Here is a 20,530-nt window from a genome sequence, read left to right on the forward strand (position 1 = left end):
ATGGGCAAGGATCACGATCCGTGGTCGTGAAGCGGTGCACTCGGGCGTAATCGCGAGCTACTCGTGGGCGCACGGTGACAGCCAGGCGATTTGCCGCCTTCCGACCATCATTTCTGGAGCCCTCGAGTGAGCAAGCGCACCTTCCAGCCGAACAACCGTCGTCGTGCCAAGACCCACGGCTTCCGGCTCCGCATGCGCACCCGTGCCGGCCGCGCGATTCTCGCGAACCGCCGTGGCAAGGGTCGCGCCAACCTGTCCGCCTGATCGTCTACAGGTTATGACGTGCTGCCTACCGAGAATCGGCTGAGGCGGCGCGAGGATTTCGCGACCGCGGTACGCCGGGGACGCCGGGCCGGACGCCCGCTTCTTGTCGTACATCTACGTAGCGGTACTACGGGCCCGCACGCGCCTGGGGAGAGCGATCCCCCGACGCGGGCGGGTTTCGTCGTAAGCAAAGCCGTGGGCGGAGCTGTCGTCCGGACGCGGGTGAAGCGGAAGCTCCGCCACCTCATACGCGATCGGCTGCCCCGGCTGGCCCCCGGTAGCCTGGTTGTCGTACGAGCGCTGCCCGGTGCGGGCGACGCCGACCATGCACACCTGGCCCGAGACCTGGACGCCGCACTTGAGCGGCTGCTGGGAGGGGGCGCGCGATGAAGTACCCGCTGCTGGCTCTGATCAAGCTGTACCAGTGGACGATCAGCCCGTTGCTCGGGCCCGTCTGCCGGTACTACCCGTCGTGTTCCCACTACGGCTACACGGCCATCGACCGGCACGGCGCGGTCAAGGGCATCGGTCTGACGGCCTGGCGCATTCTGCGGTGCAATCCGTGGTCGCCGGGTGGTGTGGACCATGTCCCTCCGCGCAAGCGCCCGCGGTGGCATGAACTGCTGCGCAACGCGTGGCGCGGCACCAAGGGCGGGCAATCCGCCGCCGGCGTGCCTTCCGGGGGTTCGGCCTCGGCCCCCGAAACCCCGAGTCCGGCCGCAGAGACCTCGTCCAATGCTCAAGGAGCCTGATTAGTGGACACGATTGCCAGTTTCTTCAGCTTTATCACCACGCCCGTCTCATGGGTCATCGTCCAGTTCCACAGTGTGTACGGGGCGATCTTCGGCCCCGACACGGGCTGGGCCTGGGGACTGTCCATCGTGTCCCTGGTGGTCCTGATCCGGATCTGTCTGATCCCGCTGTTCGTCAAGCAGATCAAGTCGACCCGGAACATGCAGGTCCTTCAGCCCAAGATGAAGGCCATCCAGGAGCGCTACAAGAACGACAAGCAGCGCCAGTCCGAAGAGATGATGAAGCTGTACAAGGAGACGGGCACCAACCCCCTCTCCTCGTGCCTTCCCATCCTGGCGCAGTCACCCTTCTTCTTCGCCCTCTACCACGTGCTCTCCAGCATCGCCTCGGGCAAGACGGTCGGCGTCATCAACCAGTCGCTGCTCGACAGCGCGCGCCAGGCGCACATCTTCGGCGCCCCGCTGGCGGCCAAGTTCACGGACAGCGCCGACAAGGTCGGGTCCCTGGACGCGACGCTGACCTCCGTACGTATCGTCACCGCGATCATGATCGTCATGATGTCGGCGTCGCAGTTCTACACGCAGCGCCAGTTGATGACGAAGAACGTCGACCTCACGGTCAAGACGCCGTACATGCAGCAGCAGAAGATGCTGATGTACATCTTCCCGGTGATCTTCATGGTGATGGGCATCAACTTCCCCGTCGGTGTCCTCGTCTACTGGCTGACCACCAACGTGTGGACCATGGGCCAGCAGATGTACGTGATCAACCAGAACCCGACTCCGGGCAGCAAGGCCCAGGACCAGTACCTCCAGCGGCTGCTCAAGGGCATCACCACGCACAACGAGGTCCGCTCCAAGCGCAGGCGCACCATCGTCTCGGCGATCGTGGCCAAGGGGCCCGACCGCAACGACAATGAGCGTAAGTTCATCAACAGCCTGTCGAAGAGTGGTCTTGTCGCGCAGGCCGACGGCACCGTGATCAAGGGTGAGGCGCTGCCCGAGGGCGAGTCGCACGCGGCGAAGCGGCAGCAGCCCAAGCGCCAGCCCAAGTCGAAGCGGCAGGCCGGCGGCGCTCACCAGCCCGCGGCCAAGACCTCGGGAGCCAAGCCTTCCGACGCCGCGGACGATTCGCCCAAGACGTCGTTGCAGAAGAAGGACGAGCCACAGGACGCCCAGCCCAAGCCGCCGCGCAAGACCGGCAACGGTGCCGCACGGGCGAAGTCCGGGCAGCGCAAGGGTCAGCAGCGGCCCAAGCATCCGACCAAGAAGTAAGCGCAGCGCCCCGAAGCCCGTAGCCGGCCCGTAGTGAGCCAGCAGTAAGAAGGAGTCCATCCGTGTCGGAAGGCACCATCTCCGCCGCCGCCGAGGGTAGTGACACCCTCACCCGTCTTGAGCAGGAAGGGGAGATCGCGGCCGACTATCTCGAAGGTCTGCTCGACATCGCCGACCTCGACGGCGACATCGACATGGACGTCGAGGCCGACCGGGCCGCGGTCTCGATCATCAGCGATGTGAGCGGCCGTGATCTGCAGAAGCTCGTCGGCCGGGACGGCGAGGTGCTCGAGGCGCTTCAGGAGCTGACGCGGCTGGCGGTGCATCGGGAGACCGGCGACCGCAGCCGCCTCATGCTGGACATCGGCGGCTTCCGTGCGAAGAAGCGTACGGAGCTCGCCGAGCTGGGTGCCAAGACGGCCGACGAGGTCAAGAGCACCGGTGAGCCGGTGAAGCTGAACCCCATGACGCCCTTCGAGCGCAAGGTCGTGCACGACGCCGTCGCGGCGGCCGGACTGCGCAGCGAGTCCGAGGGCGAGGAGCCGCAGCGCTTCGTCGTCGTGCTCCCTGCCTGAGCGTTCTCTCGGTTCTCGGCCCCGTCTGTCCACAGGCGGGGCCGAAAACTTTGTCGGTGAGACAGTGACCATGAGCCACAGTCCGGTGGTTCAGAACGGAAGGACGGTTCCCGTGACGGAGGCAGAGCTTCCCCCTGCGCCGGAAGAGGCAAGGACGGTGTTCGGCGACTCCTTCCCGGCCGCCGTCCGGTACGCGGAGCTCCTCGCTGACGCGGGAGTCACCCGCGGTCTGATCGGACCGCGTGAGGTGCCCCGGCTCTGGGAGCGGCACCTGATGAACTGCGCGGTGCTCTCCGAGGTCGTACCCGAGGGCGTGAGCGTGTGTGACGTCGGCTCGGGCGCGGGGCTGCCGGGGATCCCGCTGGCGCTGGTACGGCCGGATCTGCGGATCACGCTGCTGGAGCCGCTGCTGCGGCGGACGAACTTCCTCCAGGAAGTGGTCGAGCTGCTGGGGCTGGACCATGTGACGGTGGTACGGGGGCGCGCCGAGGAAGTGCTCGGTACGCTCCAGCCCGTCCATGTGGTGACCGCCCGCGCCGTGGCTCCGCTGGACCGGCTGGCCGGCTGGGGCGTACCGCTGCTGCGCCCGTACGGAGAGATGCTGGCGCTCAAGGGGGACACGGCCGAGGAGGAGCTGAAGGGCGCGCGGTCGGCACTGAGCAAGCTCGGTGTGATCGATTCCTCGGTGCTGCGGGTCGGTGCGGGCCTGGTGGACCCGCCGGCCACGGTGGTTAGGGCGGAGGTCGGGGAGAGCCCCGGCGGGGTGCGGTTCGCCACGAAGCGCGCCAAGGCCGCCCGAGCGGATCGAGCGCGCCGCCGCCGATGATGTCGATCACCGATGTCGATCACCGGTGCGGGCTGCCGTCGGTGATATCCGCCACTCGTCGGTGAGGTCGGCCGACGATGCTCCATCGAAGCAGCCATGACCATCCACTGCGGAGTGTCGTGACGGTCCAGCCCTGCGGCGAGTGCATCGTGTTTCACGTGAAACGTCGCTCACTGCTGCAGGGCATTATCGGCCGAGGTCGCGCCGCTTCCACATCGCGGGGCAAGAAACCCCTCGTAAGGGGTACAGGGTTGTCCACAGATATGGATTCATCCACAGAACCACGGGCCTCGCTGGTTCATGACCCCGAAAGCATGGCAGGCTCTCCTCATTGCGAGCCTGAAGTCGAGGAGAGTGAATCCTTGCGGTCCGACGCCAACATCGCGGGACCGATGACCGATCCGGTCCCCGGCCCCCGTTCCGAGTCGTCGGGCGGCGATGTTTCACGTGAAACATCGCCGCCCCCGATGGACGACACCCCCATCGGCCGTGCGGCCCAGTTGGCCGTAGAGGCCCTGGGCCGTGCCGGTGAGGGCCTGCCACGCCCCGAACAGACGCGGGTCATGGTCGTCGCCAACCAGAAGGGCGGCGTCGGCAAGACCACGACCACGGTCAACCTCGCCGCCTCACTCGCGCTCCACGGCGCGCGAGTTCTGGTGGTCGACCTCGATCCACAGGGCAACGCCTCCACGGCGCTCGGGATCGACCACCATGCCGAAGTCCCCTCGATCTACGACGTCTTGGTGGAGAGCAAGCCGCTCTCCGAGGTGGTCCAGCCTGTCGTGGACGTCGAAGGTCTCTTCTGCGCGCCCGCCACCATCGACCTCGCCGGTGCGGAGATCGAGCTGGTGTCGCTGGTCGCACGGGAGAGCCGGCTTCAGCGGGCGATCGAGGCGTACGAGCAGCCGCTGGACTACATCCTGATCGACTGCCCGCCGTCGCTCGGCCTGCTGACCGTCAACGCGCTGGTCGCCGGCGCGGAGGTGCTGATCCCCATCCAGTGCGAGTACTACGCGCTCGAAGGGCTGGGGCAGTTGATCCGGAACGTGGACCTGGTGCGGGCGCATCTGAACCCCACGCTGCATGTGTCCACGATTCTGCTCACCATGTACGACGGCCGGACCCGGCTCGCCTCCCAGGTGGCGGACGAGGTCCGCAGCCACTTCGGTGAGGAGGTGCTGCGGACGAGCATCCCTCGGTCGGTGCGCATCTCGGAGGCGCCGAGCTACGGGCAGACGGTGCTGACTTATGATCCGGGTTCCAGCGGCTCCCTGTCGTATCTCGAAGCCGCTCGTGAAATCGCCCTGCGTGGGGTCGGCATGAGCTATGACGTCAAGCATGCCCACGCGATCGGCAACAGTCAGCAGAGCATTTCGGAGGGGACGCAGTGAGCGACCGACGTAGAGGTTTGGGGCGTGGGCTCAATGCGCTGATCCCCCCTGGTCCGCAGGAGAAGCAGGCGAACTCCTCGGGAGACGCTCCCACTTCGGGAGCCCCGTCGGTACTCACGGCGGACCGGGGTATCGCGGCGGCCAAGGCGGCGCTGCTGCCGCAGCCGTCCGCACCGCAGTCGGCGGAGATTCCCGCCCAGGACGCCCCGGCCCCGGCCGAGGTGACCCCGCCGGAGGGTGTGTACTTCGCCGAAGTACCGATGGACCACATCACGCCGAACCCTCGGCAGCCCCGCGAGGTGTTCGACGAGGACGCTCTCGCCGAACTCGTCACCTCCATCAAGGAGGTGGGACTGCTCCAGCCCATCGTCGTACGGCAGTTGGGGCCGGAGCGCTTCGAGCTCATCATGGGCGAGCGGCGCTGGCGGGCCTGCCGGGAAGCAGGTCTGGAGGCCATCCCGGCGATCGTCCGGGCCACCGAGGACGAGAAGCTGCTCCTGGACGCGCTCCTGGAGAATCTGCACCGCGCACAGTTGAACCCGCTGGAAGAGGCCATGGCCTACGACCAGTTGCTCAAGGACTTCCACTGCACGCACGACCAACTGGCCGACCGGATCGGGCGCTCGCGCCCGCAGGTCTCCAACACACTGCGGCTGCTGCGGCTCTCCATTCCCGTGCAGCGCAGGGTCGCCGCCGGAGTGCTGTCGGCCGGGCACGCCAGGGCACTGCTCAGGGTGGACGACTCCGACGAGCAGGACCAACTGGCCCACCGCATCGTGGCCGAGGGGCTGTCCGTACGCGCCGTCGAGGAGATCGTGACCCTCATGGCCTCACGGCCGAAGAGCGTGACCCGGCCGAAGGGCCCGCGCGCCGGCGCCCTGCCGTCGCCCGCGCTCAACGATCTGGCCTCCCGGCTGTCGGACCGCTTCGAGACCCGGGTGAAGGTCGACCTCGGTCAGAAGAAGGGGAAGATCACCGTCGAGTTCGCCTCGCTGGTCGATCTGGAGCGCATTCTCGGCACTCTCGCTCCCGGTGAGGGGCGGGTGCTGGAGAGGGGACTTGCCGACTCCGAGGACGACGGCGCCGAGGGCGTGGACGGTCCGGACCGGTCGAACGGCCTGGAGCCCGACGAGGGCTGAGGCTCCTCACACCGCCATCGGGGCGGGCCTTGTCCGGTGCATACCGGAACACGGCCCGCCCTTTGCCGTACCCCGCTGTCCGAGGCACCTCTGGGTGGATACGATGCGTTCTGGTATGGCGCATCCACCTTGATCCACCTCAGAGGAAGGGCGGGGCCATGCACATGGTGAGCCGCAGCCAACTGATGTCAGCGGGACTCGGCCTCGGGGTCGTCGGCGGCTTCGTCGGCAGCCTGCTTCGGGAGCGCAGCGCCCTGACCGCGGCTCGTGGCGCGGCGGGCGCAGGAAGTGAGGAACTGCCTCAATGGGGCGTCGGCTCGTACCGCTCACGCTGGACAACCTTCCCGACCTCCCCCGGCGATGCGGGGAGTGCGTCTTCTGGGAGCTTGATCCGGTCAGGGGAGCAGCGGCGGTAGCAGCCGGCCGGGCCCGGCAGGAGAAGGAAGCCTGGATCTCGGCCGTTCTGCTGGAGTGGGGGTCGTGCGGCCGGGTGGTCTATGTGGACGACGTGCCCGTCGGCTTCGTGCTGTACGCGCCTCCGGCGTACGTGCCCCGCGCCACCGCGTTCCCGACGAGTCCGGTCGCTCCCGACGCCGTCCAGTTGATGACCGGCTGGATCAAGCCGGGCTATCGGGGGCAGGGACTCGGCCGGGTGATGGTGCAGACCGTCGCGAAGGATCTGCTGCGACGTGAGTTCAGGGCGATCGAGGCGTTCGGTGACGCGCGCTGGAAGGAGTCGGCGTGTGTGCTGCCGGCGGATCATCTGCTGGCGGTCGGCTTCAAGACCGTACGGACGCATCCCACGTATCCACGGCTCAGGCTTGATCTGCGGACCACGCTGTCCTGGAAGGAAGACGTCGAGCACGCGCTGGACAGGCTGCTGGGAGCGGTCCAGAAGGATCCGGCGCTCAGACCGCTCTGATCGCGGTGCCGTGGATTCGGCGGGAGCGACAGAAACGGGCCCGTCCCCCTCGGTGAGGGGGACGGGCCCGTTTCACGTGAAACATCGCGCGTGCGGCGCGCGTGGTGCTACTTGGTCACCGAGATGCCTTCGCCGATGAAGCTCTCCAGGTCGCGCACGATGGCGGCCTTGGGCTTGGCACCGACGATGGTCTTGGCGACCTCGCCGTTCTGGTAGACGTTCAGCGTCGGGATGGACATGACGCCGTACTTGGCCGCGGTGGCGGGGTTCTCGTCGATGTTGAGCTTGACGACCTCGATCTTGTCCCCGTGCTCGGCCGCGATGGCCTCGAGCGACGGAGCGATCTGGCGGCACGGTCCGCACCAGGCGGCCCAGAAGTCCACCAGTACGGGCTTGTCGCTCTTGAGGACGTCTTCCTCGAACGAATCGTCGGTCACATGCTTCAGGTCGCCGGCCACGGCGGCCTCCTTAACTTTGTGGGGTGTTGATCGGTATGGGTGGTCAGACGGAGGCGGTCTTCTCCGGCTCGGCGGCCTTCGCGCCGTCCGCTAGCGCGGAGAGGAAGCGCTCGGCGTCGAGGGCGGCCGAGCATCCGGTGCCCGCGGCGGTGATCGCCTGACGGTAGGTGTGGTCGACGACGTCGCCGGCGGCGAAGACACCCGTGAGGTTGGTACGCGTCGAGGGAGCGTCGACCGTGAGGTAACCCTCGCCGTCCAGGTCGAGCTGGCCCTTGAACAGCTCGGTGCGCGGGTCGTGGCCCACGGCGATGAACAGCCCGGTCACCGGCAGCTCTGACGTCTCACCGCTCTTGGTGTTGCGCAGGGTCAGACCGGAGAGTTTCTGCTCACCGTGGATCTCCTCGACCGCGCTGTCCCAGGCGAACCGGATCTTCGGGTCGGCGAAGGCCCGGTCCTGCATGGCCTTGGAGGCCCGCAGGGTGTCACGGCGGTGGATGATCGTGACCGACTTGGCGAACCGGGAGAGGAAGGTCGCCTCCTCCATCGCGGTGTCGCCACCACCGACCACGGCGATGTCCTGGTCCTTGAAGAAGAACCCGTCACACGTGGCACACCAGGAGACTCCGCGTCCGGAGAGCGCGTCCTCACGGGGCAGTCCGAGCTTGCGGTGCTGCGAGCCGGTCGTGACGATCACGGCCTTGGCCCGGTGTACCGTGCCAGCCGTGTCGGTGACCGTCTTGATCTCCCCCGTGAGGTCGGCGGAGATGACGTCGTCCGGGACGAGCTCGGCGCCGAACCGCTCCGCCTGCGCCCGCATGTTGTCCATCAGATCGGGACCCATGATGCCGTCGCGGAAGCCCGGGAAGTTCTCCACATCGGTCGTGTTCATCAGCGCGCCACCCGCCGTGACAGCACCCTCGAACACGAGGGGATGCAGCGACGCGCGTGCGGTGTAGAGCGCGGCCGTGTAGCCGGCCGGCCCAGAGCCGATGATGATCACATTACGGACGTCGCTCACGGGTTTGTTCCTCGTCTCTGCAGACTGCCTGCTACTGCCAACGGGGCGGTTCAGACTCTCACCCCACCCAACGGATCCTACGGGCCCCGCATTCCCGCGAGGTCCCGGCGGCGCCGGGCAGTGTGTCAGCGGCGGGGGTAGGTCTGCGTCAGCAGGAGTTCGCCCTTGACGGGCGGCGTGACGTCGACGCAGGCGGCATCGACGACGTATGCCCGTACGAGGCTGCTGTCGGCGGGATCCGACAGGACGACGAGGAAGGCGTCGATACCGTCGTACGTGCCCTTCTCGGCGGCGAGCGGTGTCTCCTTGCGGCCCGTTCCCTGGAGAACGCAGGGCGGCACCTGGATCTGGAGCGTGGGCGAGGCCGCAGAGCTGGGCGCTTCCTTGGTGGAGTTCACGCCCGGGTCCCCTTTCCCCGACAAGTGACGGTCGCCGGTGGTGAGCAGGGAGTGGACCTTGTCCTGGATCCCGGTGCCGGAGAACACCTCACCGCCGCCGTTGGCCTGGCTCTCTCCCGAGTCCGCTTTGTAGGAGGACTTGTCGCTGCCGCCGGTGGACGACACGGTCTGGAAGAGCAGGACGCTCACGCCGATCGCCGCCGTTCCGAACACGGCACCGAGGATCGCGCCGCGACGGCGGCGAAGCCGGCGGGCACGGCCGGGGCCGGTGGCCGCTCGTGGGTGGCCGGCGGGGCGGTCCGCCCGCGAAGCGTCGGTGGCGGGCGTGACGGCCGCCGTGGCGCCGGGCGTGACGGCGGCGGGGGCGGGCTCGGACCCGCTCTCGTCGTCGGTCTCGTGGGTGGCGGTTTCGTCGGCGCGCGATGTTTCACGTGAAACATCGGCGGTCACGCTCTCCGCGACGTGGTCCGGTGCGGTCGCGCTCAGCAGCGCCTCGGCGGCCAGGGCGGCGTCGACCCGCGCTGCCACGTCGGCGGGCATCCGCGGCGGGCCGGGCAGCGAGCCCAGCAGTCCGCGGATCTCTTCCAGCGACTCGTACACATCGGCGCACACCGGGCAGCCGTCGAGGTGGTCGCGTACCTCGACGCTCCGCGTGGGGGAGAGCAGGCCCTCCGTGAGGTCGGAGATCTCCGAGACGTCGGGGTGCTCGGTCGTGCCGGTCGTGGTTGTCACGCGCGCCCACCTCCTCCCTTCACGGCGGCAGGACCCTGTGGTCCCGCGTCTGGCCCGCTGCCTGGCCCTGTGTCCGGTCCTCTGTCGTGTGGTACCGGCTCCGATGAGACGGATGTGCCCGGCGTCCGGTTCCTCTGTGGTCCGAGGCCGGCTCTCCCGGCTCTCCCGTCGAGCCCACTGGTGCTCTCCCGCAGATGGGCGAGCATCGGCAGCAGTCTGGCCCGCCCGCGCGCGCAGCGGCTCTTTATGGTCCCGACAGGTACGTCGAGGACCTGCGCGGCCTCCGCCACGGGGTACCCCTGCATGTCGACCAGGATCAGGGCGGCCCGCTGGTCGGCGGGCAGCTTGGCGAGGGCGACGAGAAGCTGGCGGTTGAGGTCCTGGCGCTCGGCGGGTGCCTCGGCGGACTCGTGCGGTTCGAGAAGCTGCTCCAGGCGCTCCGTGTCGTCCACGGGAGACGTCTTGCGGGAAGCGGCTTTCCTCGCCCGGTCGAGACAGGCGTTGACGGTGATGCGGTGCAGCCAGGTCGTGACGGCGGACTGGCCGCGGAAGGTGTGTGCGGCGCGGAAGGCGGACACGAGCGCGTCCTGCACGGCGTCGGCGGCTTCCTCGCGGTCGCCCAGCGTGCGCAGCGCCACGGCCCAGAGGCGGTCGCGATGGCGCCGTACAAGCTCACCGAAGGCGTCGGGGTCCCCCGCGACATGGCGTGCCAGGAGGTCCTGGTCGTCCACGCCGCCGAGTGTGGCGTCTTCCAACGGTGAGCCCCCTCCCCTGGTCCGCAGGGTCAGCCTATGACCTTGATCTCCGAGATTCCGCCCCGGAACTGGTCGGCGGATCCGTCCTCGGCGAGTTCCGTGATGTGGATCAGTACGTACCGTGTTCTCACGGGCTTGTCCAGGGTCGTCTTGAGATTGCTGTCGGTCTGCCCCAGTTCGGTGATGCGCTGGGAGAAGTCCGACAGGGCGACCGGGGACGAGGCGTCCTCTCCGGCGGCGAGGACTTCGGCCTTCTGGCCGCCCCGGTACATGGCCACATCGACGCCGTACACATCCTGCACGCTGCCGAGATCGACGACTATCCCGCTGCCCTCACGGCGGTTGGGCAGATTGCCGAAGTTAGGGTAGCCGGAGTACTTCGGGGTGATCCAGGACGTGCCGGTGTCGCCGTCCGTGGCCAGGTGGACGTCCTCCGCCTTCACACCGTCGCCGCCGGGCGCGAACACCCCGGTCTCGGCGATCTTCAGATTCTTCGGGGCCCGGGGCGGGGGCTTCTCCTGATCGCCGCCGGTCGACTGCGACTGTGTCGTCCCGTCGGAGTTCTTGCGGTTGAGCATGTGGTCGGCGACCTGCCAACTGGCCAGTCCCAGCGCGGCGATGAGGAGCGCGGAGACCGTCCACTTCAGCGCCTTGCCGGTACGGCTCTGGAGGGGCGGCGGAGGGACGGGCACCGGCCGCGCGGCGGGCTGCCCGACAGGGGCCGCCGGGCGCGCGTACGAGCCCTGCTGGTAGGTGGTGCGCTGATACTCCGGCGGGGCGGCGAACGTGGGCTCGGGCGGCCGTACGCGCGGCATCTCGGCGACGGCCTTGGCCAGCTCGTCCGGGGTGGTGCAGGGCGGGTCCTGGCGCGAGGCGGTGGCGCCCTCGTTGACCAGCGCGCGCATGGCCAGCTCGGACAGACCGCGGTGGACGCCGGCCCGTACCTGGTCGGGGGCGATCAGACCGACGCCCTTGGGCAGCCCCGCGAGGCCGTACGCGTCCGTCTCGTACGGCCAGCGGTGGGTCAGCGCCGCGTACAGGAGCGCGCCGATCGCCTCCGTGTCGGTGCGCTGGGGGCGTTCCGCGCTGATGCCACGCAGGGCGGCGTTCACCGCGAGGCCGCGGATGCGGTACTGGCCGGTGGAGCTGCGCAGTACGGCTCCGGGGGTCAGCTTCAGATGGGCCAGGCCCTCGCGGTGCGCGGCGGCCAGCGCCTGGGAGACCTGGCTGACGAGCTGGTAGGCGTCGTGGGCCTCCATGGGGCCGGCGGCGAGGATCGCGGTGAGTTCCGTCGCGTCGGGCAGCCACTCGTGGACGACGTAGACGAGGTCGTCCTCCTCGACGGCGTCGAGGACCTGGACGAAGCGCGGGTCGCCGAGGAGCGCGGAGGAGCGGGCCGCGGCCAGTACGGAGCGGGCTCGCGGATGGTCGGCGGGCAGGAGGTGCACGCCGACCGCGCGGCGCAGCTTCTCGTCGACCGCGCGCCAACTGCTGAATCCGTCCAGCCGGGTGACGCACTCTTCGAGCCGGTAGCGTCTGGCGAGCTTGTGGCCGCTGTGGAGTTCGGGTGGAGCCATGGCCGATGGGGCCTTCTCCCGCTCGCCGCCCTTCGGCTTCGCCGGTACCGGTTCCGGATCCCCGTCCCCGGAGCCCGGCTTCCCGGGCTTGGACTCCCCGCCCTCCGGCGCGGATTCCTCCGCGTTCTCGGCTTCCGCCACCCCGTCGGCCACCTCGTCGGTGGTGGCCTTGTCCGCCTGGGCGGCCGGCGGTTCGTCACCGCTGTTGTCGGCCACCTCGACGGCAGCCGTGCTCCGTTCCGCCACCGTCGCTCCTGCCTCCCCATCCGTTGCGCACTGTCCAACAGCCACGCCAATTGTGCCCACAGTCGGACGCTATGCACGACACACGGCGGCTGACGATGGTTGTGCTCGGCCCCCCGCACCGCACCGGCGAGACATCAGCCGCTCCGTGGCGGGCGCAGGTCCGACCTAGCGTCCGAGGCGGCCCCGGACCATCCCGACCAGGGTGTTCATCTCCTCGATGCGCAGTTTCCGCGCGACGACGAAGAAGCCCCCCAGCAGGACGATGCCGCCGACCGCCAGTGCGCTGAACGAGCCCAGCACCTCACTGCCGAGCTTCTCCAGCACGAAATAGGCGACGGCCCCGGCGGCGATCGTCCCGGGGACGGACGCCAGGCAGAGGCGGGCGTACGTACGCAGCACGTGCGAGCCGTCCAGATCGCCGCCCAGGCGCTTCTTGAGCCTGCGCCAGGCGATGCCCACACCGACGGCGTAGGCGAGGCCGTACGAGGCGGCCATGCCCACGACCGCCCAGCGCGAGGGCAGGACGAGGAAGCAGACGGCGGAGGCGGCGGCGTTCACGACGGCCACGATGACTGTGTTGTAGAAGGGGGTCCGGGTGTCCTCGTACGCGTAGAAGGCACGCAGCACCACGTACTGCACGGAGAACGGGATCAGGCCGAGGCCGAAGGCCATCAGCATGTACCCCATGGAGCGCGCCGATTCGATGCCGGACGAGCCGAAGATCAGCGTGCACATCGGGATGCCGAGGGCGACGAAGCTGAAGGCGACGGGCACGATCGCGACGGCCGAGTTGCGCAGGCCCTGCGAGATGTCGTCGCGTACGGCTCCGGTGTCGCCGTCGTGCGCCGAGCGGGAGAGCCGGGGCAGCAGGGCGGCCATGACCGAGACGGTGATGATGGCCTGCGGCATGCCCCAGATCAACTGGGCGTTGGAGTAGGCGATGTAACCCGCGCCCTGGGTGCCCGAGTCGACGCCCGCCGCCGTGGAGAGCTGTGAGACGACCAGTACGCCGGCCTGGTTGGCGAGGACGAACAGCACGGTCCACTTGGCGAGCTTCGCGGCCTTGCCGAGGCCGTGGCCCCGCCAGTCGAAACGCAGCCGGATCCGAAAGCCGGTCTCCCGGAGATAGGGGATCATCGCGAGGGCCTGGACGGTGAGGCCGAGCACCACGCCGACGCCGAGCAGGCGCTCCGCCTGGGGCGGGATGGACGCGACCGTCATCCCGGAGTCCTCGGCCGTGCCGTACACCCAGATGAACATGACGAGGGTGGCGATGATGATGATGTTGTTCAGGACCGGGGTCCACATCATCGCGCCGAACCTGCCCCGGGCGTTGAGGATCTGCCCCATCACCACATGCACGCCCATGAAGAAGATGGTGATCAGGCAGTAGCGCACGAAGGTGACGGCGACGTCGTTGGCCGCCGGATTGTCGGCGATGCTCACCGACATGAGGCGGACCAGCACCGGGGCGGCGAACACCGAGAGCGCGGTCAGCGTGCCGAGGATGACGATGACGAGCGTGAGCAGCCGGTTCGCGTACGCCTCGCCGCCGTCCTCGTCGTCCTTCATCGCACGGATGAGCTGCGGGACGAAGACGGAGTTGAGGCCGCCGCCGATGGTCAGGATGTAGATCATCGTCGGCAGGGTGATGGCGAGCTGGAAGGTGTCGCCGAGGGTGGCGGCGCCGAGCGCGGCCACGATCAGGGCGGAGCGTACGAAGCCGGTGAGCCGGGAGACGAGCGTGCCCGCCGCCATCACCGCGCTGGACTTCAGCAGGCTCGAGGCCCGTCCGGCGGCCTTCTTCGCGGGCGCCGGCGCGGCCACCACCTCGGGGACGGTGGCCGGCGCCCGGCCCATCCCCTCCTGGTCGCGGAAGAGATGCGCGAACGCGTCGGGCTCCGGCTCGTCGGTGCGTGCCCGGGTGACGAGTTCGTCGACGCCCGTGAACTGCGTGGTCCTCGGGTCGTCGCCGTACGGAAGGTGGCGTGACGGACCGTCGGGCTCCGGCGGCGGGGGCTGGGCCCAGACGCGCGGATCGGGCGCGTACTGCTGGACGGGCGGCTGCTGGTAGAGCGGCATCGTCTCCGGATAGGTGCCGGGAGGCGGCGGCGGGTGCGCGGCGCGGTCGTACATCGCCTCGGACACCGGGTCCTGCGCCGAGAGATCCTGCGCGCGGTAGGGGTCCTGGGCGTAGGCGTCCTGGACGTACGGATCCTGCGCGTAGGCGCCCTGGGCGTACTGGTCCGGGCTGTACGGCGGCTGGCCGTAGGGGTCCTGGGCGTAGGAGGGCTGCGCGTACGGGTTCTGGGCGTACGGATCCTGTACGGGGTCGGGCGCGGGTGAGTTGGGGTCGGCGGCGGGGGGCTGCGGCGGAACATGCCCTGCCGGATCGCCGCCAGCACCTGGCCCGCGGTCACCGTCGTACGGCGTGTTCATGGTTACCCCACCTCATCGTCCCCGGCCGGCCGGCCACGACATCGCTCAACGGTCCACTTTCTCACCCTTGCCCGACGGGTCCCCGCTTTCCGGACGGGTGTCCGGGGTCGGGTCACTCGGCTGCCCGGGTCCGGCGCCGTCGATGCCGTCCGCGGTCTCCTGCGTGGCGGGCGGCGCGGTGGGGTCCGGGGTGGGGTCCGGTACGGGGTCCGGTGCGGGGTCCGGTGCGGGATCCGCGTCGTCGGCGCCGTCGTCGTCAGGGCCGCTGTCGTCCCGGCCGCCGCCGGGGGAGTCACCGTCGTCGGCGCTGTCCGCCTCGGCGCTCTCGGCACCGGCGTCCGCGGCCGCCTTGTCCTCGGCCGCCTTCGCCGCCACCGCCCGCTTGCGCTGGCTGTACATCTTGACCCCGGCCAGGACGAGCATCAGCACACCGCCGGCGATGACGAGCATCACCGTGGGAGTGATCTCGGAGACCCTGACCTGGAACGTCATGGGGTTGCCGTACGGCTGGTTGTCGGCCGTGTAGAGCTGCGCCGTGAGCTCCACCGGGCCGTTGGCGTTGGCCGCGCCGGTGAACTTCACGACCTGGGTGTGCCCGCCGTCGATCTTGATCGGCTGCTCGGCGACCGCGCTGCCGTCGTCCAGCTTCAGACGGGTCGCGTTCGTGGACTGCAGACGCAGGACGAGGTTGTCGACGCCTTGCAGGAGCTGGTTCTGGACCGTCACCGGGATGGTCGCGCTGCGCCCGGACAGCGTCAGCTCGGACTTCTGGATGAGCTGGACCTCGCTGGCGAGGCTCATCAGATAGCGGTTCACCGAGTCGCGGTACTGCTCGGCGCCGGTGGCGTTGCCCCGCCAGGACGTCGAGACCGCCCGGTTGACGGCGTTGGCGAAGGGCGTCGCCACCCGGTCGGGAAGGGTGAGGATGGCCTTGAACTTCCCGAGCCGCTCCCCCATCTTCTTCAGCTCGTCGAACGCCGACGGGGGGAGTTCCTGGTCACGGAGCTTGTCCGGATAGCGCGAGGCGCCCGGGACCTTGGTGGTGGCGTTGGTGTCCGGCTCGGCAGCGGCGGCGGCGACCAGATCGGACGGCTGGGTCCAGCGCTGCCCGTCCAGGCCCTGGAGGGCACGGGCCATGGACTGCGCCTGGCTCGCCGACGGCGTCCGCTGCGGGGCGACGACGATGTCGCGCTGTTTCGAGAGGTCCTGGAGATTCACGGCCAGCGACTGGGCGAGGAACTTCTGGACGGCCAGCGTGGAACTGCCCGCCTTGGTCACATCGCCCTCGAAGGCGGTGGACAGCCGGGTGTCGCTGACCACGGCCGTCGTACCGCCGCCGATGGGCCGCGCCGCGCTCGCCGTGTACGGCAGGTTGTCCTGGATGCTGTCGCTGCGGGAGATCACCTTGTCGGCGCCCGCGGAGGTCGCCACATCGACGATCGACGGGTCGACCGCGCCGTCGGCGGGCCACGCGAAGTCGGTGGCGGGCCGCACGTGAAGAATGGTCTCCACGGTCTTCCCGGCCAATTCACTGGAGCTCTGGAGATGGCCGAGGGTGCCGGAGACGTTCTCGCCGCCGTGGGCCAGCGACGCCAGGTCGGGGTCACCGAAGGGCAGCGCGACGATGTCGCCGTTGTTCTGGACGGCCTTCTCCAGGGCGTTGAGCCAGGTCCTGGCCACGAGCTGGTTCTTGCCCGCGACCGTGGAGTCGCCGTCCTTGACGCGGTAGGGGTCGGTCATCGCCTCGACGGTGGCCAGCAGGTCCGGGTCGACCACCCAGGTCACCGGGAGCTGGCTGCCGAGCGAGACAAGCTGCTCCAGCCGGCCGCCGGGGGCCAGCTCCTCGGCCAGGTCGTCGTTCTCGAAGACCGGGGTCTGCTGGTCGTCCGAGCCGGTCTCGGCGGAGACGTGCGAGGTGGAGATCAGCGGCCACAGGTAGGTGAACTTGGTCTTCTTGTCCACCGACTCCGGCTGCCACGGCAGGAACGTCCGCTGGACGCCGAGCGTGTGGTCGTACTGTTCGGCCGCCGTCCGGCCCGTGAGCGTCACACCGAGCTGGTAGACACCGTCGGCCCCGAGGCCGAGCTTGCTCACCGGTACCGACAGGGCGAAGTCGTAGCTGATGCCCGAGGCGAGCTTCTTGAACTCGACCTTGTACTTGCCGCCCACCGGCAGCGGATCGTACGTGGTGTCGTTGGAGCGCTCGACGGCGTCGTCGATGGCGGTGCGGCCGGTGAGCTGCGGGCCCACCCGGAGATCGACCCGGGCGTCGGTGACCGTCTTCTTGCTCTTGTTGGTCACCGTGCCGGAGATCGTGAGGGTGTCGCCCTTCGTGGGCGCGCTGGGCGCCAGGGTGTCGAGCGCGACGGCGACGGTGCTCGAACCGGACGGTTCGGCGGCGGCGCTCGCCGGGGAAGCCGTGGCTGCCCGTGTGGTGGCCGCGGAGAGCGGCGAGGCGGTCGGGCCCGCCGCGGACGCCTGCGGCGCCGCGAGGCCCCCCAGGAGCCCGGCCAGGAGCGGCACCCCTGCGGCTACCGCGGCGGTGCGCCGCAGTCGTCGGCGGGCAGGAGAGTGCTTCATCCCCTGGATGTCTGCCGCCTCGGCCACGCGCCCGCCCGTCCTCGTCGTCAATGGTCGTCGTCGTTGGTCGTCGTCGATTGTGCGTCCACGCATGGTAACGATGTGCGCTGTGACGAAGTGCCGGGGACCGCCCCTCATGATCGGAAGAATCTCATGGGGCGGTGGTTTCCGGTGCACCGGAAACTCGGGCGCCGGGGCCGGCCGGGGCACGTACCCTTTTCTGTTGTGCCGAACGCCAACGAAGAGACTCCCCTTGCACTGAGTCAGGTGCAGCGCCGCGCGGTCAGCGAACTGCTGCGGGTGTCCCCTGTCGCCGACGACCTCGCACGCCGATTCCAGGAGGCGGGCTTCACCCTCGCCCTGGTCGGGGGCTCGGTGAGGGACGCCCTCCTCGGTCGCCTCGGCAACGACCTCGACTTCACTACCGACGCCAGGCCCGACGACGTACTGAAGATCGTCCGGCCCTGGGCGGACTCGGTGTGGGAGGTCGGGATCGCCTTCGGCACGGTCGGTGCCCAGAAGGAGGGCCAGGTCGGGGACGGCCGGCAGAGCTTCCAGATCGAGATCACGACCTACCGTTCCGAGGCTTACGACCGCACGTCGCGTAAACCCGAGGTGTCGTACGGGGACTCCATCGAGGACGATCTCGTCCGCCGGGACTTCACCGTCAACGCGATGGCCGTCGCGCTGCCCCAGAAGGAGTTCATCGATCCGCACGGCGGTCTCCAGGACCTCGCGGCCGGTGTGCTGCGCACGCCCGGCACCCCCGAGGCGTCCTTCTCCGACGATCCGCTGCGCATGCTCAGGGCCGCGCGCTTCGCCGCGCAACTGGACTTCGAGGTGGCCCCCGATGTCGTCGCCGCCATGAAGGCCATGGCCGAGCGCATCGACATCGTCTCGGCGGAGCGCGTACGGGAGGAGCTGAACAAGCTGATCCTCTCCGCCCACCCGCGCAAGGGCCTGGCGCTGCTGGTCGACACCGGACTCGCGGAGCGCGTCCTGCCCGAGCTGCCCGCGCTACGGCTGGAGAGTGACGAGCACCACCGGCACAAGGACGTGTACGAGCACTCGCTGACCGTTCTGGAGCAGGCCATCGACCTGGAGGAGGACGGGCCGGACCTGGTGCTGCGGCTGGCCGCGCTGCTCCATGACATCGGCAAGCCCCGGACACGGCGCTTCGAGAAGGATGGCGGTGTCTCCTTCCATCACCACGAGGTGGTGGGGGCGAAGCTGACCAAGAAGCGGATGACCGACCTCAAGTACTCGAACGAGTTGGTGAAGGACGTCTCGCGACTGGTGGAGCTGCATCTGCGCTTCCACGGTTACGGGACGGGTGAGTGGACCGACTCGGCGGTGCGCCGGTACGTACGTGACGCCGGCCCGCTGCTGGACCGGCTCCACAAGCTGACCCGCTCGGACTGCACCACCCGCAACAAGCGCAAGGCGACCGCACTCTCGCGGGCCTACGACGGCCTCGAGGAGCGGATCGCACAGTTGCAGGAGCAGGAGGAGCTGGACTCCATCCGGCCCGACCTGGACGGCAACCAGATCATGGAGACGCTGGGCGTCGGTCCCGGGCCGGCGATCGGGGCCGCGTACAAGTTCCTGCTGGAGCTGCGGCTGGAGAACGGGCCGATGGGGCGTGACGAAGCGGTCAGCGCGCTCAAGGAATGGTGGGCCCAGCAGAACTGAGTCCAGGCACCGGGTCCGGACTCCCCGGTCGATGTTTCACGTGAAACATCGACCGGGGGGAGTTGGCCGGTCAAGGTCGGCCGGGTCGAAGTCGGCCGAAGGGGGCGATGTTTCACGTGAAACATCGCCCCCTTCGCGCGTGCTCTGCGTGTACTCGCCGCGCTATCCGTACTTCGTCTTCGCGTGCTTCTTCCAGCGGAACAGCCCCACCGCGGCGCCCGCGTAGAGCGCCGCCACCGCGAGTACGAGGGGGGCCGAGCGGCCGTCCGGCGGCAGTATCAGCGCGGCGACCCCGGCCGCGCCCACGAACGCGACGTTGAACAGCACGTCGTAGAGAGAGAAGATCCGCCCCCGGTACGCGTCGTCCACCGATGTCTGCACCACCGTGTCCGTCGCGATCTTCGCGCCCTGTGTGATCAGACCGAGGACGAACGCGGCGACGAGCATCGGAGCGGGAGCGAACGGCAGCGCCAGTGCCGGTTCCAGCACGGCCGCCGAAGCCGCGCACACCACCATCCACCCGAACGAGCCGAGACGGCCGACCGCCGACGGTGTGACCAGGGCGGCTGCGAAGAAACCGGCCCCCGAGACGACGAGCGCCACGCCCAGCAGGGCGATCCCGTCGTCCTGGCTGTTCGACCAGGCGTAGCGGCAGAGCATCAGCACCATCACGGTCAGCGCCCCATAGCAGAAGCGCATCAGCGTCATCGCGAGCAGCGCGACCGCCGCGTCACGGCGCTGCGCCAAATGGCGCAGCCCGTCGCCGAGTCCGCGTGCGGTGGAGGCGAGGGCGGTCTTCAGCCGTGGCTGCACCAGCCCCGGATCGGGGCCGAGGAGATCGCGCGCCATCGTGACGGAGGCCAGCGCCGATGTCAGATACAGCGCGGAGCCCAGCAGCACCACGGCGGCATCGGAGCTGGAGACGAGCAGCCGCACCAGGAAGGCGAGTCCGCCGCCCGCGGTCGCGGCGAGCGTACCGGCCGTCGGGGAGAGGGAGTTGGCGACGACCAGGTGTCCGTCGTCGACGACGCGGGGCAGCGCGGCCGAGAGCCCGGCGAGTACGAACCGGTTCACCGCCGTCACGGCGAGCGCGGAGGCGTAGAACAGCCAGTCCGGAGTGGAGGAGAGGATCAACACGGCGGTGCAGGCGGCGAGGACGGCCCGCAGCAGATTCCCGTACAGGATGATCTGGCGCCGCCGCCAGCGGTCGAGCAGTACGCCGGCGAACGGGCCGATGAGCGAGTAGGGCAGCAGCAGCACGGCCATGGCCGACGCGATGGCGCCGGGGGAGGTCTGTTTCTCGGGGGAGAACACGACGTGCGCGGCCAGCGCGACCTGGAACACTCCGTCCGCCGCTTGCGACAGCAGACGCACGGTCAGCAGACGGCGGAAGTCGGGCAGACGCAGGAGTACGCGCAGATCGCGCACGGCAGACATGTGGATCAGCGTCACACATGGCACGCGCGTCACATGTGAAGGGTCCCCGGGCAG

18 protein-coding genes are annotated in these 20,530 nt (G+C 69.3%); 10 read left to right on the plus strand and 8 right to left on the minus strand.

All coding sequences use genetic code 11. From position 1 onward, the window contains the following. Positions 1-126: 126 nt before the first annotated feature. The 9 genes from rpmH (at position 127) to OG329_RS20600 (ending at position 7,144) form a co-directional block, all read left to right on the plus strand. Entirely contained in the window at positions 127-264 is a 138-nt protein-coding gene (gene rpmH, locus OG329_RS20560) for a 50S ribosomal protein L34 (protein WP_014047156.1), read from the plus strand. A gap of 18 nt (positions 265-282) precedes the next feature. Then, positions 283-654, plus strand: a complete 372-nt coding sequence (rnpA, locus tag OG329_RS20565; RefSeq protein WP_405797065.1) for a ribonuclease P protein component — start codon at positions 283-285, stop codon at positions 652-654. Continuing rightward, complete coding sequence (gene yidD / locus OG329_RS20570) at positions 651-1,016, plus strand: membrane protein insertion efficiency factor YidD (RefSeq protein ID WP_354605011.1); 366 nt, start codon at positions 651-653, stop codon at positions 1,014-1,016. Before rnpA ends, yidD begins: the two co-directional genes overlap by 4 nt. A gap of 3 nt (positions 1,017-1,019) precedes the next feature. Then, the gene (gene yidC / locus OG329_RS20575; protein WP_405797066.1) at positions 1,020-2,291 is read left to right on the plus strand and encodes a membrane protein insertase YidC; all 1,272 of its coding nucleotides are present in this window, start codon (positions 1,020-1,022) and stop codon (positions 2,289-2,291) included. Positions 2,292-2,353: 62 nt separating this feature from the next. Beyond that, positions 2,354-2,866: a R3H domain-containing nucleic acid-binding protein gene (locus OG329_RS20580; protein ID WP_023540257.1), complete on the plus strand. Its 513-nt coding sequence runs from the start codon at positions 2,354-2,356 to the stop codon at positions 2,864-2,866. Between the two features lie 70 nt (positions 2,867-2,936). Further along, positions 2,937-3,692, plus strand: coding sequence for a 16S rRNA (guanine(527)-N(7))-methyltransferase RsmG (rsmG, locus tag OG329_RS20585; protein WP_405797067.1), 756 nt, complete (start codon positions 2,937-2,939; stop codon positions 3,690-3,692). A gap of 314 nt (positions 3,693-4,006) precedes the next feature. Further along, complete coding sequence (locus tag OG329_RS20590) at positions 4,007-5,083, plus strand: ParA family protein (protein ID WP_079127908.1); 1,077 nt, start codon at positions 4,007-4,009, stop codon at positions 5,081-5,083. Continuing rightward, positions 5,080-6,222 carry a ParB/RepB/Spo0J family partition protein gene (locus OG329_RS20595; protein ID WP_405797068.1) on the plus strand — a complete coding sequence of 381 codons (1,143 nt, stop codon included), beginning with the start codon at positions 5,080-5,082 and terminating at the stop codon, positions 6,220-6,222. Before OG329_RS20590 ends, OG329_RS20595 begins: the two co-directional genes overlap by 4 nt. 304 nt (positions 6,223-6,526) lie before the next feature. Next, the gene (locus OG329_RS20600) at positions 6,527-7,144 is read left to right on the plus strand and encodes a GNAT family N-acetyltransferase (protein WP_405797069.1); all 618 of its coding nucleotides are present in this window, start codon (positions 6,527-6,529) and stop codon (positions 7,142-7,144) included. Between the two features lie 107 nt (positions 7,145-7,251). Here the strand turns inward: OG329_RS20600 and trxA are convergent, their stop codons facing one another. The 7 genes from trxA to OG329_RS20635 all read right to left on the minus strand — a co-directional run bounded on the left by trxA (position 7,252) and on the right by OG329_RS20635 (position 17,374). Beyond that, the gene (gene trxA, locus OG329_RS20605) at positions 7,252-7,602 is read right to left on the minus strand and encodes a thioredoxin (RefSeq protein ID WP_405797070.1); all 351 of its coding nucleotides are present in this window, start codon (positions 7,600-7,602) and stop codon (positions 7,252-7,254) included. A 43-nt stretch (positions 7,603-7,645) separates the two neighbouring features. Then, the gene (trxB, locus tag OG329_RS20610) at positions 7,646-8,620 is read right to left on the minus strand and encodes a thioredoxin-disulfide reductase (RefSeq protein WP_405797071.1); all 975 of its coding nucleotides are present in this window, start codon (positions 8,618-8,620) and stop codon (positions 7,646-7,648) included. 125 nt (positions 8,621-8,745) lie between these two features. Continuing rightward, positions 8,746-9,750 (minus strand): anti-sigma factor family protein, encoded by a 1,005-nt coding sequence (locus tag OG329_RS20615; RefSeq protein ID WP_405797073.1) that lies wholly within the window; start codon positions 9,748-9,750, stop codon positions 8,746-8,748. Then, positions 9,747-10,505, minus strand: a complete 759-nt coding sequence (gene sigM / locus OG329_RS20620) for an RNA polymerase sigma factor SigM (protein ID WP_405797075.1) — start codon at positions 10,503-10,505, stop codon at positions 9,747-9,749. Before sigM ends, OG329_RS20615 begins: the two co-directional genes overlap by 4 nt. A 29-nt stretch (positions 10,506-10,534) precedes the next feature. Beyond that, positions 10,535-12,328: a protein kinase family protein gene (locus tag OG329_RS20625; protein ID WP_405797076.1), complete on the minus strand. Its 1,794-nt coding sequence runs from the start codon at positions 12,326-12,328 to the stop codon at positions 10,535-10,537. 165 nt (positions 12,329-12,493) lie between these two features. After that, positions 12,494-14,767, minus strand: coding sequence for a murein biosynthesis integral membrane protein MurJ (gene murJ, locus OG329_RS20630; RefSeq protein WP_405797078.1), 2,274 nt, complete (start codon positions 14,765-14,767; stop codon positions 12,494-12,496). A 45-nt stretch (positions 14,768-14,812) separates the two neighbouring features. Then, entirely contained in the window at positions 14,813-17,374 is a 2,562-nt protein-coding gene (locus OG329_RS20635; protein ID WP_405797080.1) for a DUF6049 family protein, read from the minus strand. Positions 17,375-17,572: 198 nt separating this feature from the next. Here OG329_RS20635 and OG329_RS20640 point away from each other — a divergent pair, with 198 nt between their 5' ends. Continuing rightward, positions 17,573-19,039, plus strand: coding sequence for a CCA tRNA nucleotidyltransferase (locus tag OG329_RS20640; RefSeq protein WP_405797082.1), 1,467 nt, complete (start codon positions 17,573-17,575; stop codon positions 19,037-19,039). 162 nt (positions 19,040-19,201) lie between these two features. Here OG329_RS20640 and OG329_RS20645 read toward each other — a convergent pair whose 3' ends face one another. After that, positions 19,202-20,476, minus strand: a complete 1,275-nt coding sequence (locus OG329_RS20645) for an MFS transporter (RefSeq protein WP_405797083.1) — start codon at positions 20,474-20,476, stop codon at positions 19,202-19,204. Positions 20,477-20,530: the final 54 nt, after the last annotated feature.

The sequence above is a fragment of the Streptomyces sp. NBC_01506 genome (genome assembly GCF_045040295.1).
Lineage (GTDB): Bacteria > Actinomycetota > Actinomycetes > Streptomycetales > Streptomycetaceae > Streptomyces.

What these genes read in the sequence shown, in the direction of transcription:
- yidD (WP_354605011.1), top strand. Translation starts at nt 651, where the DNA reads ATGAAGTACCCGCTGCTGGCTCTGATCAAGCTGTACCAGTGGACGATC.
- rsmG (WP_405797067.1), top strand. Translation starts at nt 2,937, where the DNA reads ATGAGCCACAGTCCGGTGGTTCAGAACGGAAGGACGGTTCCCGTGACG.
- OG329_RS20590 (WP_079127908.1), top strand. Translation starts at nt 4,007, where the DNA reads ATGGCAGGCTCTCCTCATTGCGAGCCTGAAGTCGAGGAGAGTGAATCC.
- OG329_RS20600 (WP_405797069.1), top strand. Translation starts at nt 6,527, where the DNA reads ATGGGGCGTCGGCTCGTACCGCTCACGCTGGACAACCTTCCCGACCTC.
- murJ (WP_405797078.1), bottom strand. Translation starts at nt 14,767, where the DNA reads ATGAACACGCCGTACGACGGTGACCGCGGGCCAGGTGCTGGCGGCGAT.
- OG329_RS20645 (WP_405797083.1), bottom strand. Translation starts at nt 20,476, where the DNA reads ATGTCTGCCGTGCGCGATCTGCGCGTACTCCTGCGTCTGCCCGACTTC.